The organism is Plantibacter sp. H53 (genome assembly GCF_001650455.1).
In the GTDB taxonomy this organism is placed as follows: Bacteria; Actinomycetota; Actinomycetes; order Actinomycetales; family Microbacteriaceae; genus Plantibacter; species Plantibacter flavus_A.
Genome location: NZ_LWCT01000051.1, coordinates 39,462 through 53,627, shown reverse-complemented (window position 1 = coordinate 53,627; position 14,166 = coordinate 39,462). Strand labels below are relative to the sequence as shown.

Annotated in this window: 17 protein-coding genes; 8 read left to right on the top strand and 9 right to left on the bottom strand. The window is 70.0% G+C overall.

Annotated elements, in window-relative coordinates:
- The first annotated feature begins 120 nt into the window (after positions 1–120).
- Together A4X17_RS18340 and A4X17_RS18335 are read left to right on the top strand one after the other, a co-directional pair.
- A complete protein-coding gene (locus A4X17_RS18340; RefSeq protein WP_064297092.1) occupies positions 121–1,329 on the top strand; it encodes an FAD-dependent monooxygenase in 1,209 nt (402 codons plus the stop codon).
- On the top strand, positions 1,326–2,078 hold the full coding sequence (locus tag A4X17_RS18335) for a YqjF family protein (protein WP_064297091.1): 753 nt from the start codon (positions 1,326–1,328) through the stop codon (positions 2,076–2,078). Before A4X17_RS18340 ends, A4X17_RS18335 begins: the two co-directional genes overlap by 4 nt.
- Here A4X17_RS18335 and A4X17_RS18330 read toward each other — a convergent pair.
- The 3 genes from A4X17_RS18330 to A4X17_RS18320 form a co-directional block, all read right to left on the bottom strand.
- Entirely contained in the window at positions 2,026–2,571 is a 546-nt protein-coding gene (locus tag A4X17_RS18330) for an SRPBCC family protein (protein WP_082916285.1), read from the bottom strand. The genes A4X17_RS18335 and A4X17_RS18330 overlap by 53 nt on opposite strands.
- Positions 2,572–2,645: 74 nt before the next feature.
- The gene (locus A4X17_RS18325; RefSeq protein ID WP_064297090.1) at positions 2,646–3,344 is read right to left on the bottom strand and encodes a Pr6Pr family membrane protein; all 699 of its coding nucleotides are present in this window, start codon (positions 3,342–3,344) and stop codon (positions 2,646–2,648) included.
- Between the two features lie 59 nt (positions 3,345–3,403).
- Positions 3,404–3,877 (bottom strand): DUF2000 domain-containing protein, encoded by a 474-nt coding sequence (locus A4X17_RS18320; RefSeq protein WP_064297089.1) that lies wholly within the window; start codon positions 3,875–3,877, stop codon positions 3,404–3,406.
- Between the two features lie 106 nt (positions 3,878–3,983).
- On the opposite strand from A4X17_RS18320, the gene A4X17_RS18315 reads away from it, so the two are divergent.
- On the top strand, positions 3,984–4,448 hold the full coding sequence (locus A4X17_RS18315) for an Lrp/AsnC family transcriptional regulator (RefSeq protein WP_064297088.1): 465 nt from the start codon (positions 3,984–3,986) through the stop codon (positions 4,446–4,448).
- A gap of 4 nt (positions 4,449–4,452) precedes the next feature.
- On the opposite strand, the gene A4X17_RS18310 is transcribed toward A4X17_RS18315, so the two are convergent.
- Positions 4,453–5,085, bottom strand: a complete 633-nt coding sequence (locus tag A4X17_RS18310; protein WP_064297087.1) for an alpha/beta hydrolase — start codon at positions 5,083–5,085, stop codon at positions 4,453–4,455.
- Complete coding sequence (locus A4X17_RS18305; RefSeq protein WP_064297086.1) at positions 5,082–5,996, bottom strand: VOC family protein; 915 nt, start codon at positions 5,994–5,996, stop codon at positions 5,082–5,084. Before A4X17_RS18305 ends, A4X17_RS18310 begins: the two co-directional genes overlap by 4 nt.
- Positions 5,997–6,163: 167 nt before the next feature.
- Between A4X17_RS18305 and A4X17_RS18300 the strand changes: the two genes are divergently transcribed.
- From A4X17_RS18300 to A4X17_RS18290, 3 genes are read left to right on the top strand one after another with little or no spacing between them, the layout of a single operon-like run.
- Positions 6,164–6,619, top strand: coding sequence for a phage holin family protein (locus A4X17_RS18300; RefSeq protein ID WP_064297085.1), 456 nt, complete (start codon positions 6,164–6,166; stop codon positions 6,617–6,619).
- Complete coding sequence (locus tag A4X17_RS18295) at positions 6,616–6,858, top strand: DUF3618 domain-containing protein (RefSeq protein WP_064297084.1); 243 nt, start codon at positions 6,616–6,618, stop codon at positions 6,856–6,858. Before A4X17_RS18300 ends, A4X17_RS18295 begins: the two co-directional genes overlap by 4 nt.
- Positions 6,851–7,930, top strand: coding sequence for a YihY/virulence factor BrkB family protein (locus tag A4X17_RS18290; RefSeq protein WP_064297083.1), 1,080 nt, complete (start codon positions 6,851–6,853; stop codon positions 7,928–7,930). Before A4X17_RS18295 ends, A4X17_RS18290 begins: the two co-directional genes overlap by 8 nt.
- A 95-nt stretch (positions 7,931–8,025) precedes the next feature.
- Here the strand turns inward: A4X17_RS18290 and A4X17_RS18285 are convergent, their stop codons facing one another.
- Both A4X17_RS18285 and A4X17_RS18280 read right to left on the bottom strand, forming a co-directional pair.
- Positions 8,026–8,922 (bottom strand): SDR family oxidoreductase, encoded by an 897-nt coding sequence (locus tag A4X17_RS18285; RefSeq protein ID WP_064297082.1) that lies wholly within the window; start codon positions 8,920–8,922, stop codon positions 8,026–8,028.
- Between the two features lie 185 nt (positions 8,923–9,107).
- A complete protein-coding gene (locus A4X17_RS18280; protein ID WP_064297081.1) occupies positions 9,108–10,892 on the bottom strand; it encodes a glycoside hydrolase family 15 protein in 1,785 nt (594 codons plus the stop codon).
- A gap of 186 nt (positions 10,893–11,078) precedes the next feature.
- Between A4X17_RS18280 and A4X17_RS18275 the strand changes: the two genes are divergently transcribed.
- Positions 11,079–11,918, top strand: coding sequence for an SDR family oxidoreductase (locus A4X17_RS18275; RefSeq protein ID WP_064297080.1), 840 nt, complete (start codon positions 11,079–11,081; stop codon positions 11,916–11,918).
- A 16-nt stretch (positions 11,919–11,934) separates the two neighbouring features.
- On the opposite strand, the gene A4X17_RS18270 is transcribed toward A4X17_RS18275, so the two are convergent.
- Positions 11,935–13,113, bottom strand: a complete 1,179-nt coding sequence (locus A4X17_RS18270) for a hypothetical protein (protein ID WP_064297079.1) — start codon at positions 13,111–13,113, stop codon at positions 11,935–11,937.
- A gap of 117 nt (positions 13,114–13,230) precedes the next feature.
- Here A4X17_RS18270 and A4X17_RS19790 point away from each other — a divergent pair, with 117 nt between their 5' ends.
- A complete protein-coding gene (locus A4X17_RS19790; protein WP_255376699.1) occupies positions 13,231–13,359 on the top strand; it encodes a hypothetical protein in 129 nt (42 codons plus the stop codon).
- 71 nt (positions 13,360–13,430) lie between these two features.
- Here the strand turns inward: A4X17_RS19790 and A4X17_RS18265 are convergent, their stop codons facing one another.
- The gene (locus A4X17_RS18265) at positions 13,431–13,994 is read right to left on the bottom strand and encodes a Dps family protein (protein ID WP_064297078.1); all 564 of its coding nucleotides are present in this window, start codon (positions 13,992–13,994) and stop codon (positions 13,431–13,433) included.
- Positions 13,995–14,166 lie beyond the last annotated feature (172 nt).

Genomic DNA, 14,166 nt, shown 5'->3' with positions numbered 1-14,166 from the left:
GTACAAGCGGGTGACGCCTGCACCGCCGGAGCTGTCAACCATGCGGGATTCGGATCGGCGATTGCGATGATGGAGGCAACCGGAGCGGCAGTCCCACGCTCCTCGAGAGGTGGCACCACCATGACCGTTCCCCGCGTCCTGATCTCCGGAGCCAGCATCGCCGGCCCCGGCCTGGCCTTCTGGCTGAACCGCTACGGCTGGGAGACGACGGTGATCGAGCGCGCGCCGGCGTTCCGCGACGGCGGCCAGAACATCGACGTGCGCGGCGCCGCTCGCGAGGTCCTGCGACGCGCTGGCCTCGAGGACGCGACACGCGAGGCGACCACCGGCGAACGCGGCACACGCTTCGTCGGCGACGCCGGTGAGACGATCGCCGAATTCCCGGTGTCGGACTCCGAGACCGACGGCGCGACCGCCGAGGTCGAGATCCTGCGCGGTGACCTGGCCCGCATCTTCATCGATGCGACGGACGGCACCACCACCTACCGCTACGGCGACCACATCACGGCCCTCGACGACGACGGCGAACGGGTCCTCGTGTCCTTCGCGCATGGAGCGGACGAGGCGTTCGACCTCGTGATCGCGGCGGACGGCATCCGATCGTCGACCCGCGAGCTGGCCTTCCCCGGCGAGGCGGTGACCCGGTCCCTCGGGCTCGAGATGACGTACCTCACGATTCCGCGCGACGACGCCGACGTGCCGTGGTGGCAGTGGTACTCGGGCGTCGGCGGCCGCAGCGTCACGCTCCGACCCGACCGGCACGGCACCACTCGCGCGGTGTTGACGGAGGTCACGTCCGACCGCGGTGACGGCGTCGTCCCCGCGCGCCGCGACCTCGACGCGCAGCGACGGCACCTCCGGAACCGCTTCGTCGGACTCCCCTGGCAGGCGAACCGGATCCTCGGGCACCTCGACGACAGCGACGACGTCTACTACGAGTCCATCGGCCAGGTCAGGACGCCCCGCTGGGCATCCGGACGGGTCGCGCTGCTCGGCGACGCGGCCTGGTGCGCGTCGCCCGTCAGCGGCATGGGGACGAGCCTGTCGATCGTCGGCGCCTACGTGCTGGCCGGAGAGCTGGCCGCGCACGTGCACCACCGGGACGCCTTCCGCGGGTACGAACGCATCATGCGCCCCTACGTCGAGCAGGCCCAGTCGCTGCCGCCGGGCACGCCGCAGCTCGCCAATCCGACCTCGAAGGCCGGCGTCGCCGCCTTCCGCACCGCACTCCGCGTGGCCGGGTCGAAGCCGGCGAAGCTCGTCGGTGCGCAGTTGTTCTCCCCGCCGGCCGACAAGATCGACCTGCCCGAGTACGAACACCTGGCATGACCGGCGAGCTCAGGCCGATCACCTCGGACGCACCGGCACTGTCCGGCCCGGTCGTCGCGGCGCAGGAATGGAGGGACCTGGCGTTCGTCCACTGGCGCGTCCCGGCGAACGCCGTCGCACCACTGCTCCCGCCCGGGGTGGTCCCCGACGTCTTCGACGGTTCCACCTGGGTCGGACTCATCGCCTTCCAGTTGGGCGACGCCCGCATCGGTCCGCTACCGGCGTCACCGGTCGGCGGATCCTTCACCGAGGTGAACGTCCGGCTGTACGGGGTCGACGCCGAGGGGCGTCGCGGCGTCGTGTTCCGGTCACTCGAGGCGTCGAGCCTGCCGGCGGTCCTCGCGGCTCGCGCGATGTTCGGTCTGCCCTACCGGTGGGCGCGGACCGCGCAACGGCCGACGGACGACGGCTGGGAGTACGCGTCGCGGCGGATCAGCAGGTCGCCGACGACACGAGGTCCGGGCTTCCAGCTCGGCGTCGATGTCGACCGGACGACGACCGTCGACGACGAGCTGTCCCAGTTCCTGACGGCGCGGTGGGGGCTCTTCCAGAGCCGCTTCGGTCGGACGCAGTGGTTGCCGAACGAGCACGAACCCTGGGTCCTGCACCCGGCTCGCGTCACCTCGTTGCGCGACGAGCTCTGCGCGGCGGCGGGTCTCCCGGGTGTCGTCGAGCACGAGCCCGACTCGGTCCTCTTCAGCCCCGGCGTGACCGCCCGGTTCGGGATCGGCTCGTTCCTCGCCCGCTAGTGCCGGATCGGTCCGCTGCAGCGACCGCGGCGAGCACCACGGGGTCCTCGCAGCCGCGCGCGAAGCCTCGGATCCGGCGGTCGATGTCGCGCTGCAGGACGATCGCACCGATGCGCTCGGCGATCGGTGCCAGCCACCGCGGCTTGCACGTGAAGTTGTAGCGCCAGACGGCGAGGGTGCGCTGGTCCTCGCCGTCCACCGGGCTGAAACGCCAGCCGCCGGCGAGCCGTTCGAAGAACCATGAGCCCTTCGTCATCTTCATGCCGACGTTGGTCGGCGGGTGGTACGAGACGTATTCGCTGACCATCCTGAACCCGAACCGCTGGACCGTGAAGGTGCGGACGCCTTTGGCGGCCTCCTTCGCGCCGTCGAGGAAGTGCTGCCGCCGGATGAACGGGTCCCAGCGCATCCGGGTCTCGCCCGTCGTCTGGGAGATCGCGAACGCGACGTCGGGCGGGACGGGCACGGTGCAGCGGGATTCGACGACGGGCATGCCCCATCCTGGCACGGCCCCGAAGTGAGGCAGCTGGTCACCCGGGACGCCGCCGGGCGACCAGTTGCCTCACCTCAGCGACGGAGCGCGGCAGGCAGCACCCGGTCGACGAGCTTGAGCAGCACGGCGAACACGATCGCGACGACGAGCACCATGAGCGCGTTCCGGACGGCACCGTCGAAGCCAAGCTGCGTCGCATCGAGGAAGGGGTAGGGGTACCAGCCGGTGATGCCGCCACGGATGAAGGTGAAGACCACCCAGGCGAGCGGCCAGAGGAACGCCCAGGCGACGGTGCTCCAGGTGAAGCGCGGACGCGGACCGAACACGAGCCAGGCACCGAGCGTGAGCCACGGCGAGAGGTAGTGGAACCCGATCGTGATGACGAGCGCCCACCCCGTGAGGTTCACCTGCGGCGCGAGGACCACCGCGTAGACGATGCCGGTGATGACGATGCTGAGCAGGGCGTCGAGTCGAGCCACCCGCCAGAGCCGGCCGTCACGCAGGGGGTCGATCGCCAGCAGGACGGACACGGTGAGCACGATGAGGTTGCTGAGGATGGTGAACGCGCTGAAGATGCGTGCGAACCGGGTCGCGAGGTCGACGGACATGTCCACACCACCCGAGCGGGCGTCGGCGCCGCCGGTGATGACGAGGACGATCTGGATGACGAGCGAGATCGCGATGATCGCGGCGATCAGGAGGTAGACCACACGGCTGGCGGTGACGACGGCCGCGGACGGCGCGACCTGTGTGGGATGGACGGTGGTGCTCACCCGCCAACCCTAGCCAGCCCGCCGCACTCCATCTCCCTCAAGCCCTGACACGTCCGCTTTCAAGCCAACAGCGGCAGTCGCCCGACGATCCGGTCCACCCGGTTGCGCGGCCCGACCAGGGCGACGGCCAGCGGGTTGAGTGCATCCGACACGGTGCCCCCCACCACTTCGAGGTACTCGTCGTAGACCCGGGTGAGCTGGGCCGCCTCCGGCATGTCGACGACGAGCACGCCGTCCGACCCCGCTGCCTTGGCCCGGATCGCCGCCAGTTGCGCAGCCGGAGCGGACAACACACTGCACCCCGCCCACGGCAGTCCGGGATGAGCCGAGCCGTCGGCGTCGACGGCGTCCGGTCCGAGGAGTCCCTGCACCCCGGCTCCGATCGCCGCTGCGACGCAGGCCGCCGCGTTCACGGCACGACCGGCCGGAAGATCCTGTTGCACGACGACCACCCACTTCAGCCGGGCGGACCGCGTGGGCGCCGCCGTGTCGATCTCCTCCGGCGCGAAGCCGACGAATCGTTCTTCCGTCATGTCTCTCCCTGATGTCGTACGCGAATCGATCCTCAGGCTACGTCGATCAGAAGGGAGCGCGGATCGCAGCCGTACATCGTTCGGTGCATCTGGCAGAATCGCCGCCATGGACGAACTTGATACGGCGATCCTGCGCGAACTCCAGCGCGACGCCCGGCGCACCAACCGGGACATCGCTGCCGCGGTCGGCGTCTCACCCACCACCGCGCTCGACCGCACCCGCGGCCTGTACCGCCGCGGCGTCATCCGCGGCGCGCGACTCGACGTCGATCTGCCGTCGCTCGGCCGCTCGGTCCAGGCGCTCATCGCGATCCGGATCCGACCGCCGTCGCGCGTCAACATCGACGCGTTCCGCAGCTGGGCGATCACCCTCCCCGAGACCATCGGCGTGTTCGTCGTCTCAGGGAACGAGGACTTCCTGCTCCAGGTCGCCGTCACCGACAACGACGCGCTCTACGCCTTCGTCATCGACAAGCTCACCGAGCGCGAGGAGGTCGCGGACGTCCGGACGAGCGTCGTCTACGAGCACGTGCGACCGCAGGTGGTGATGCCCGCGGAGCACGGGGACTGAGCGATCAGCCGACGTGCTCGCCGAGGAACGTGCGCACGTCGTCGATCTCGGCCTGGTCGATCCCGTGGGCGAGCCCCGGGTAGGTGCGCTCGGTGAGGGTCGTGTGCAGCGGCAACCAGGCATGGGTCCGCGCGACGGCCGGCGCGGCGATGACGCGGTCCTCGAGCCCGCGCCCCCAGAACACCGCAGGCTTCGTCGCCGCCAGCACCTCGTCGCCGGGCTGCGGCGCACTCAGCACGAACCCGGCGAGGATGACCGGCGCCACGACCCGCTCGGGTCGCGTGCGCAGCAGCTGCGAGGCCATGAAGCCGCCCTGCGAGAAGCCGATGGGCACGATGCGCGCCTCGGCCGACACGTGCTCGTCGATCCAACCCCAGACGGCGTCCGTGGCACGGGCGATCGGCTCCGGGTCCGGGTTGCCCGGCGTCGTGATCTCGAACCAGGCCGCCCCGCCGTGACCCATCTCGAGCGGCGCGCGCAGCGACACCCAGGGCATCCCGAGCGCGAGCGGCCCGACGAGGCCGGTGAGGTCGTGCTCGTTCGAACCGTAGCCGTGGAGGAGCACCGCGACGACGGGAGCGGACGACGCGGCGTCGGCCCAGTCGACGGAGCGGACGTCGCGCAGTGCGGTGTTCATCGGGACAGCAGCTCCTCGGTCGACAGGTCGGGCAGGGCCACCGTCACGCGGGTCCCCCACGGGTCGGAGACGGTCACGGAACGACCGTCCGCGTCGAAGGGGATCGTGCGAGCGCGCAGCCTCGCGGCCAGCGTATCGAGGTTCGCGAGGTCGGGGACGGTAATCGACACGTCGCCGAGGCCGAGGGCGGCCGCGCGAGGACCGGCGCCCTGGCTGTTCCAGACGTTCATCGCGATGTGGTGGTGGTACCCGCCGGCGGAGGCGAAGATCGCGCCGGGGTACTCGGTCTGCGTGGTCTCGAATCCGAGGGCGTCGACGTAGAAGGCTCGGGCGGTCTGGAGGTCGCCGACCTGGAGGTGCACGTGCCCGACGGCACCGGCCAGCGACGACCCGGCGCCGAGGGCGTCCTCCGTGAGGTGCCGCTGCAGGTAGGCGTTCGGGTCGAGGTAGGTGGTGGTCATGGCGATCTGGTCGCCCGAGCGCACCCAGCTGCTGCGCGGGCGGTCCGTGTACAGCTCGACGCCGTTCCCCTCCGGGTCGGTGAAGTAGAACGCCTCGCTCACGAAGTGGTCGCTCGACCCGACGAACTGTCCACGGGGGTCCTGCGCGGCCCGATAGACCGTCGCCGAGAGACTCGACTCGTCCTCGAACAGGAACGCCGTGTGGAACAGGCCGGCCTGCCGCCGGTCGACGGCCGGCAGGTCGGGCGTGTGCACGAGCCGCACGAGCGGGGTGTCGCCACGACCGAGCACCCGGTGCACCTCGCGGTCGCGGCTGCGCTCCTCGAGCGGCTCCATCGCGAAGGCGTTGGCGTAGTAGCCGGACATGAGGTCGAGGTCGCCGACGCGGAGCGTGACCGCGCCCATCGACGTCTCCGGGGCGAGCAGACGCTCGTCGAGCACAGCGGACATTCGGTCTCCGATCGGGTGATGGGGTCGGTACAGGCTACCCCGTTTACTTGTAGATGTAACCAATTCCGGGTCGTCGTATTCCGCGATCGGCCGACACGCCTGTCAAGCCCTTGTCTCGCGCGCGCGAGGGGTGTGGGCTGGAGGACCACAACGAGAAGAGTGCTCACATGACCGATGCCAGCAGCGCGGCCGACCGCAGACGGAGTCGCCGCGGACTTCCTCCCATGAAGACCCTCCTCACCGACCTCCGCGAGGACGTCGTCCGCCTCGTCACGGGCGAGATCGCCCTGTTCAAGGCGGAGATGACGAAGAAGGCCAAGGACCTCGGGGTCGGCGCGGGAATGCTCGTCGTCGCCCTCGTGCTCGTGCTCTTCGGCTTCGGGACGCTCATCGCGGCCGCCGTCCTCGGACTCGCCACCGTGCTCCCCGCCTGGCTCGCCGCCCTCATCGTCGGCGTCGTCCTCATCCTCGTCGCCGGGATCCTGGCGCTCGTCGGCGTCAAGAAGCTCAAGGCCGGCGCGAAGCCCGTTCCCGAGCGCAGTGTCGAAGCCCTCACCGGCGACCACCTCGCAGAGCACCAGCAGCACGACTCGAAGCACGACACCAAGGAGGCCGCAGCATGAGCGACCAGGATCTCGCCCGCCCCACTCCCCCCGAGGGCGCCGGGCTGAACACCCTGCAGCTCGACGTCGAGCAGACGCGTGAGCACCTCGCACAGACGCTCGACCTCCTCTTCCAGAAGTTCGACGTCCGCACCGCCGTGGCCTACCACCTGCGCACCACCGCCATCGTCGTCGCCTCGGTGGCGGTCGTCGGCGCCGGCGTTCTGCTGTGGCGTGCGAACCGAGGGCACCGTGTCTGAACCCACCAAGCAGCGCCAGGACCGCGTCGAGGCGAGCCAGCCCGACGATCCGAAGGACCGTCACGCAGATGACGCCGAGGAGACGATGCAGCCGCAGCGCGTCCCCGTGCCCTGGGGCTACGTCCTGAAGCGGACGCTGCACTCCTTCACCTCGAACCAGTGCACCGACCTCGCGGCAGGGCTCACCTACTTCGCGATCCTGTCGCTGTTCCCGGCCGTCCTCGCGCTCGTCTCGATCCTCGGCCTCTTCGGGCAGAGCCGGAGCGGCACCGACGCCCTGCTCGAGATCGTCGGCAACCTCGCACCGGGCGACAGCCTCGGCTTCCTGACCGACGCCGTGAACCAGTTCGTCGAGTCACCGGCGATCGGCTTCGCCCTCTTCGCCGGTATCGCCGGTGCCGTGTGGTCGGCATCCGGCTACGTGGGCGGCTTCGGTCGCGCGCTCAACCGCATGTACGGGGTCGAGGAGGGTCGCAAGATCTGGTCCCTGCGTCCGACGCAGCTCGGCGTGACCCTCGTCGTCCTCCTCGTCATCTCGGTGATCGCCCTCGCGCTCATCGTGTCCGGCCCGGTCGCTCAGGCCATCGGACAGGCGGTCGGTCTCGGTGAGACGGGCCTCACGGTCTGGTCGATCGCGAAGTGGCCGGTCATGGCCGCCGCGCTCGTCTTCGTCATCGCCGTGCTGTACTCCGCGACGCCGAACATCAAGCCGGAGAAGTTCCGTTGGATCAGCATCGGGGCGCTCACCGCTGTCCTGATCCTGCTCATCGCCTCGGTCGGGTTCGGCTTCTACATCGCCAACTTCAGCAATTACGACGCCACCTACGGCTCGCTCGCCGGCATCATCATCTTCCTGCTGTGGATCTGGATCGCGAACCTCGCACTGCTGTTCGGCGCCCAGCTCGACATCGAGATCCAGCGTGGCCGCCAGCTCGCCTCGGGTGTCGCCGCGGAACAGGAACTGCAGCTGCCGCTGCGCTCGGACGCCGCGATCAAGGCGCTCGCCGACCGCGACGCGAAGGACGCGCTCGAGGGCCGTCGGGTTCGGCGAGCTGCAGACCGCAAGGACTGACCCAAACAGCCCGCGAACTGTCAGAACGAGCTAGTCGAACGGCGTCGGACTAGCCGGAACTGACAGTTCGCGGGCTGCTGTGGGGTGGGACGGGGTTACGGCGTGGGCATACCGCCGTTGACGTTCAGGGTCTCACCGAGGACGTAGGACGACTCAGCCGACGCGAGGAACACGTAGGCGGGCGCGAGCTCGGCAGGCTGGCCCATGCGGCCGAGCGGGGTGTCCTCGCCGAACTCGGCGATCTTGTCCTGCGGCTGACCGTCCGACACCTGGAGCGGCGTCCAGATCGGGCCGGGCGCGACCGCGTTGACGCGGATGCCCTTGGGCGCGAGCTGCTGCGCCAGCGCCTTCGTGAAGGCGTTGATGGTCGCCTTGGTCGACGCGTAGTCCACGAGGATGTCGGAAGGCGAGTACGCCTGGATCGAGGTCGTGTTGATGATCGACGAGCCGGCCGGCAGGTGCGGGAGGGCGGCCTTCGAGAGCCAGAACATCGCGTAGACGTTGGTCTTGAAGGTGTCGTCGAACTGCTCGTCCGTGAGGGTGGTGAGGTCCTCGTTGAACATCTGCTTGCCGCCGTTGTTCACGAGGATGTCGAGTCCTCCGAGGCCCTCGACCGTCTGCGCGACGAGGTCGCGGCAGTAGGACGGGTCGCGCAGGTCGCCCGGCAGGGTGAGGACGGTGACGCCGGCGTCGCGGACGATGCCGGCGATGCGCTGCGCGTCCTCTTCCTCCTCCGGGAGGTAGGACAGGGCCACGGAGGCACCTTCGCGGGCGAAGGCGATCGCGGTGGCGGCCCCGATGCCGGAATCGCCACCGGTGATGAGCGCCTTGCGGCCGGTGAGCCGGCCGGTGCCGCGGTAGCTCTCCTCGCCGAGGTCGGCCTTCGGGTCGAGCTTCGCGTCGAGGCCGGGCTCGGGCTGGTGCTGCTTCTCCGCGGAGATGTGGGCGTAGAGCTTCGCCGGGTCGGTGAAGGTGTACTGGTCGTCGGCCATGGTGATGGTCCTCTCGTTCAGTGGGTGTTCGGCGTGGATCGGATCGTGGCCGAGTGGTTGCAACGCTACGGACCGCGACCGGTGTGACCCCGGGGCTTGCGTTCTCGGAGGCTGCCGGGTATCCGCGCAGGGACCGCCCTTCGACAAGCTCAGGGACCGGGGTGCAGGCTCAGGGACCGGGGACTTCACTCCTCCTCGGTGAGCTCCTTGATCGTGAGAGCCGCGTTGATGAGCGCGAGGTGGCTCAGGGCCTGCGGCAGATTGCCCCAGTGCGCACCGTCGGCCGGGTCGATCATCTCGGCGAGGATCCCGACGTCGTTGGTCATGCCGACGAGCTCGTCCATGGCCGCGATCGCCTCGTCGTGACGGCCGACGCAGGCGAGCGCGGAGGCCCGCCAGAACGCACAGGCGACGAAGGTGTACTCCTCCTGCTGCACGCCCGAGTACCGGTACAGCAGCGGCCCCTCACCGAGTTCGGCCGTCAGCGCGTCGATGGTCGAGGACATCCGGTCACCGCGGTCGAACCCGCTCATCGCGTGCAGCAGCACGGAGGCGTCGAGGTCGTCGCTCCCGGGGAACATGACGTACGCCCCGCGCTCCTCGTTCCACCCGTGCTCGTCGATCCATTCCCGGATCCGGGTCTGCTCGGCGCGCCAGCGATCGGCACTGCCGGCGACCTGCCCGAGCTCCGCCAGGTGCACCGCATCGCCGAGGGCCTGCCAGCAGCCCATCTTGGACGAGACGTAGTGCTCCTCCTGGGGCAGCTCCCACATGCCTGCGTCGCGATTCCGCCACAGGTCGCAGGTGCGGTCGGCGACCTCGGCGAGGAGACGACCGGTCTCCACGTCGAGGACGTTGCCGGCGTCGACGTAGGTGCGGCAGATCGCGAAGAGGTCGCCGTAGACACCGAGCTGCAATTGCCCCTGGGCCGGGTTCCCACTCACCACCGGGCCGATGCCGCGCCAGCCGGCGACGTCGTGCTCGACGACCCCGTCGGGCACACCGCCCTCGAGTCCGTAGAAGATGTGCAGCTCCGGCCCGTTCTCGCGGATGGTGCGCAGCAGCCACGACACGGCGGCGTGCGTCTCCTCGCGGAGACCGAAGCGGACGAGCGCATGCGCGGTGTACGCGAGGTCCCGCACCCAGGCGAAGCGGTAGTCCCAGTTCTTGGCCCCGCGCGGGTTCTCCGGCAGTGACGTCGTGGCGGCGGCGGCGATGGCCCCGGTGGGGCTGAAGATGAGCAGTTTCAGGGCGAGCGCGCTGCGCTGCACCTGATTCGCCCACGGTCCCTCGTAGGAGAACGCCCGGGACCAGGCCCGCCAGTTGTCGATCGTGCGGTCGATGCCCACGTCGACGTTGGCAGGCACGGGCAGATGGATCGGCTCGCCGTGGGTGGCGACGACGATCAGGAGATGCCGGGAGTCCTCGCTGGTCGTGAACCGGCCCGAGAGCTCCGTCGGCATCGATCCATCGACCTCGACCTCGTCCGGCCCGTACTCGTCGCCGACCACCGCGATCGTCGTCGCGCCCGACCGGATGATGGGGCCCCGTGTGCTGTCCTCGATCCACGGCGAGGCCGTCCCGAGCGCCGTCCCGGGACGGACGCGCCAGGTGAACTCGACGCTGCCTGAGACCCCGTCGATCCGGCGCGCGAGTTCGGCCCAGGGCAGGCGGCCCGCGATACCCGTGACGAGTGCGTCCGTGATCGTCGCGCGCCCGTGCTCGGTCGTGAAGGTCGTGCGCAGCACATTGGTGCCGGACACGTAGCGCCTCGTGACGGTGTACTCGCCGACCGGCTCGAGCTCGATGCATCCGCCGGAGTCGTCGTCGAGCAGCCGGGCGAACACCGGCATGGACCCGAGGTCCGGGATCGGCAGCCAGTCGACCTGGCCACGGAGTCCGATGAGGGCGACGGTGCGGCCGTCCCCGATCGGTGCGTACGAACGGAGATCCTCGCCAGCTGCGGTCATGCGATTCACCCTACGAGCCACGCCTCCGAATCGGCGGGGCTGGCGGCCCCGCCACGCGGCTGCTAGCACGCGCCTCCCGCCTCTGGGCGGGCGTCAACCCCTGGAGGCGGATCGCTCGGATCGGCTTGGCTGGTCGGACCGCAACCACAGCATGCTGGCACGCACAGCAGCACAGGGAGGAACACCATGAACCAGCCCGCTCAGCAGCAGCAGCCGCCCGGCACCGAAGGTGAACTCACCCCGCAGGCCGATCACGGCGAGTCCAGCTACCGGGGTTCCGGCAAGCTCGAGGGCAAGGTCGCCATCATCACCGGCGGCGACAGCGGCATCGGGAAGGCCGTCGCGATCGCCTACGCCCGCGAAGGGGCGGACGTCGTCGTCAGCTACCTCGACGAGGACGAGGACGCCGCGGACACGGTGCGCTGGGTCGAGGAGGCCGGCCGGAGCGCGCTCAGCATCGGCGGCGACCTGACGAGCCCGGAGCACTGCCGCGAGATCGTCCGCGCGACGGTGGAGCGCTTCGGCAAAGTCGACATCCTCGTGAGCAACGCCGCGTACCAGATGACCCGGGAGAGCCTGGCCGAGATCCCGGACGAGGAGTGGGACCACACGCTCGCGACGAACCTCAGTGCGTTCTTCCACCTGAGCAAGGCGGCGGTCCCGCACATGGCTCCGGGATCCTCGATCATCGCGACGAGCTCGGTGCAGGCCGACTCGCCGTCGCCGCAGCTCATGCCCTACGCCATGACCAAGGCTGGGCTCGCGAGCATGACCGCTTCGCTCGCCCAGCTGCTCGGCGGCGACGGGATCCGCGTGAACGCGGTCGCCCCCGGCCCGATCTGGACACCCCTGATCCCGTCGACGATGCCGCCCGAGACGGTCGAGTCGTTCGGGACGGACACCCCGCTGGGGCGTCCGGGCCAGCCCGCAGAGGTCGCACCGCCCTACGTGCTGCTCGCCTCGGACGAGGGCAGCTACATCTCGGGCGCCGTCATCGCGGTGACGGGCGGCAAGCCGATCCTCTGAGCGCCGAGCGCATCGGTCAGGCTTCGGGCGACCGCTCCGAGCGCTCGATCTCGGCATGGATGCGGCGCAGCGCGAACAGCAGGTTCTCGCCGCCCGCATCCTCCGCCGGGTCGTCGTCGTCCGGCTCCCGGCCCGCCGCCCCCTTCGCGCCCGCGTGGGCCGATCGCACCGCCCGACGCAGCATCGTCAGCGCCCGGTCGGAGGCACGCAGCGCCTCGGAGAGACGGTCGTCGTCGATCGCGGCCTCGACGAGGTCGGCCGAGGCGTCGATCGCATCGGCGAGTGCACTCCGGACGCCCTCGTCGAGGTCGACCGGCACCGGGATCCCCCAGAGCGCCGCACGCAGGGCGTCACCGATCTCCACGACCACCGGCGCGATCCGTTCGAGGGCGGCGAGCGCCCCCTCATCCCCGCGGAAGTCGTGCCGATTCCACCGCGTGCGCGGATTGGCCCGGCGGCTCTCCGCGGCGTCCTTCATCAGCCCGCGCGCGGCGTCGACGTCGTGCCGGATGGCGAGCAGCGAGCTGTCCCAGGACGGCGGGTCGTCCGGGGTCGGTGCCGACTCGGATCGGAGGGTGTCCGACATGCTCCGGAGCGCACCGACCATCCGCGACCTCGCGGCCGAGATCCCGGCTGCCGACTCGCGGACGAACAGCGGCGGCATGATGAGCAGGTTCACGAGGAGCCCGACGAGCACGCCGAGGGCCATCTGCACGAGGTAGCCGACCGAGAAGTCGTTGGCGTTCGCTCCGCCGATGATGATGACGAAGAGCGCCGCGATGGGGACGTAGTCGCGGCCCTGCCCGAGCCCCGGCAAGCCGGCGAGGAGTGTTCCGAGCCCCACCGACAGCGAGACGGACACCCAGCCGGGCGCGGGCGAGATGATGAGCAGCCACGCGAGTCCGATGCCGAGGCCCAGACCGACGAGGGTCTGCAGGCTCGAGCGCACCGAGTCCATGAGCGTCGGTGTGAGGCTCACGAGGGCGCCGAGCGGGGCGTAGTAGGAGAAGTCGCCGAGCTCGCCCGGGAGCAGGCTGCCGAGGAACCAGGCGGCGGTGGCCGCGATGGCGACCTTGAGCGCGAGCATGAGGCGCCACGGACGCAGCGCGGGCATGATCCACGCGCCGACCCGTTGCTTCGGTGTGCGGATGCTCCCCGTCGGGGTCTCGCGTCCGGTCACCTCATCGCCGCTCATCACAGCCGCCATGGTGGTCTGGCCCTGTCGAAGCGTCAACCCCCACGCGCCGATCAGCTCGGCGGCCTAGCGTTGGTCTGGTCATCTCCGATGGCGACAACCAGGAAGGAAGCGAACATGACGAACGCATCTGCATCATCCTCACGTCCGGACGCGGAGGAGATCCCCGACGGTTCGGGCTCCGACGGTTCCGAGTCCACTGACGGTGAGGACACGGCGTCGGGTGGCGGCGCCGACGACGAGTAGTCGCCGAACCGACATCCGACCCCGATGGGCGGCGGCGCCGACGACGATTCGCCGTCGGACGCCGCCCCAGGTCAACGACTGCGGGTCGCCGTCCGGTTCTCCGCGCTGATCATCCAGGCGAACTGCTCCAGCTGCTGGATGATCGCGTGGAGGATGTCCGCGCTCGTCGGGTCCTCGTCATCGACCTCGTCGTGGACGCGGCGCATGGTGCCGACGACGGCCTCGAGTCGGACGGTGATCAGATCGATCGTCTCCGAGGTGTCGATCTCGCCCTGCGGGTACTCGGGCAACGTCGTGGTCTCGGCCACGATGTCGCTGCGTCCGTCCGGCACGGCGTGCAGGGCACGCATGCGCTCGGCGACGGTGTCGCTGAACTCACGGGCCGCGTCGATGATCTCGTCCAGCTGCAGGTGCGTGTCGCGGAAGTTGCGTCCGACGACGTTCCAGTGCGCCTGCTTGCCCTGGATCGACAGCTCGATGAGGTCGACGAGGACGGCCTGCATGTTGGCGTCCAGTTCCTTCGACGCGACGAAACCCTTCTCGGCGTTCTGCCGACGGGTGGGCTTCGGCCCGGATCCTCCGGGAGCCGATCGGGTCGTGCTGTCGGTCTTGCTGGTCTTCTCTGCTGTTGCCATTGGTGGCACCTCCTGCACCGCAGGTTACGCACCGAAGCTGTCGGTCCGCGGGCCCTTGACATCATCGACGACATCTCCCATTCGCGCCCGCGCGGGCGTCAGCTGGGAATTCCGAGCCGGGAGACTTATGGTGAAGCGACACAGCGTGACGCGACACCGCGTGAAGCACGAC

Excerpts from the sequence above, each read along its gene's own strand:
- A4X17_RS19790 (WP_255376699.1), top strand. The coding sequence starts at position 13,231 with ATGACGAACGCATCTGCATCATCCTCACGTCCGGACGCGGAGGAGATC.
- A4X17_RS18300 (WP_064297085.1), top strand. The coding sequence starts at position 6,164 with ATGACCGATGCCAGCAGCGCGGCCGACCGCAGACGGAGTCGCCGCGGA.
- A4X17_RS18275 (WP_064297080.1), top strand. The coding sequence starts at position 11,079 with ATGAACCAGCCCGCTCAGCAGCAGCAGCCGCCCGGCACCGAAGGTGAA.
- A4X17_RS18285 (WP_064297082.1), bottom strand. The coding sequence starts at position 8,922 with ATGGCCGACGACCAGTACACCTTCACCGACCCGGCGAAGCTCTACGCC.
- A4X17_RS18265 (WP_064297078.1), bottom strand. The coding sequence starts at position 13,994 with ATGGCAACAGCAGAGAAGACCAGCAAGACCGACAGCACGACCCGATCG.
- A4X17_RS18295 (WP_064297084.1), top strand. The coding sequence starts at position 6,616 with ATGAGCGACCAGGATCTCGCCCGCCCCACTCCCCCCGAGGGCGCCGGG.
- A4X17_RS18335 (WP_064297091.1), top strand. The coding sequence starts at position 1,326 with ATGACCGGCGAGCTCAGGCCGATCACCTCGGACGCACCGGCACTGTCC.
- A4X17_RS18280 (WP_064297081.1), bottom strand. The coding sequence starts at position 10,892 with ATGACCGCAGCTGGCGAGGATCTCCGTTCGTACGCACCGATCGGGGAC.
- A4X17_RS18310 (WP_064297087.1), bottom strand. The coding sequence starts at position 5,085 with ATGAACACCGCACTGCGCGACGTCCGCTCCGTCGACTGGGCCGACGCC.
- A4X17_RS18305 (WP_064297086.1), bottom strand. The coding sequence starts at position 5,996 with ATGTCCGCTGTGCTCGACGAGCGTCTGCTCGCCCCGGAGACGTCGATG.
- A4X17_RS18330 (WP_082916285.1), bottom strand. The coding sequence starts at position 2,571 with ATGCCCGTCGTCGAATCCCGCTGCACCGTGCCCGTCCCGCCCGACGTC.
- A4X17_RS18270 (WP_064297079.1), bottom strand. The coding sequence starts at position 13,113 with ATGAGCGGCGATGAGGTGACCGGACGCGAGACCCCGACGGGGAGCATC.
- A4X17_RS18315 (WP_064297088.1), top strand. The coding sequence starts at position 3,984 with ATGGACGAACTTGATACGGCGATCCTGCGCGAACTCCAGCGCGACGCC.
- A4X17_RS18320 (WP_064297089.1), bottom strand. The coding sequence starts at position 3,877 with ATGACGGAAGAACGATTCGTCGGCTTCGCGCCGGAGGAGATCGACACG.
- A4X17_RS18340 (WP_064297092.1), top strand. The coding sequence starts at position 121 with ATGACCGTTCCCCGCGTCCTGATCTCCGGAGCCAGCATCGCCGGCCCC.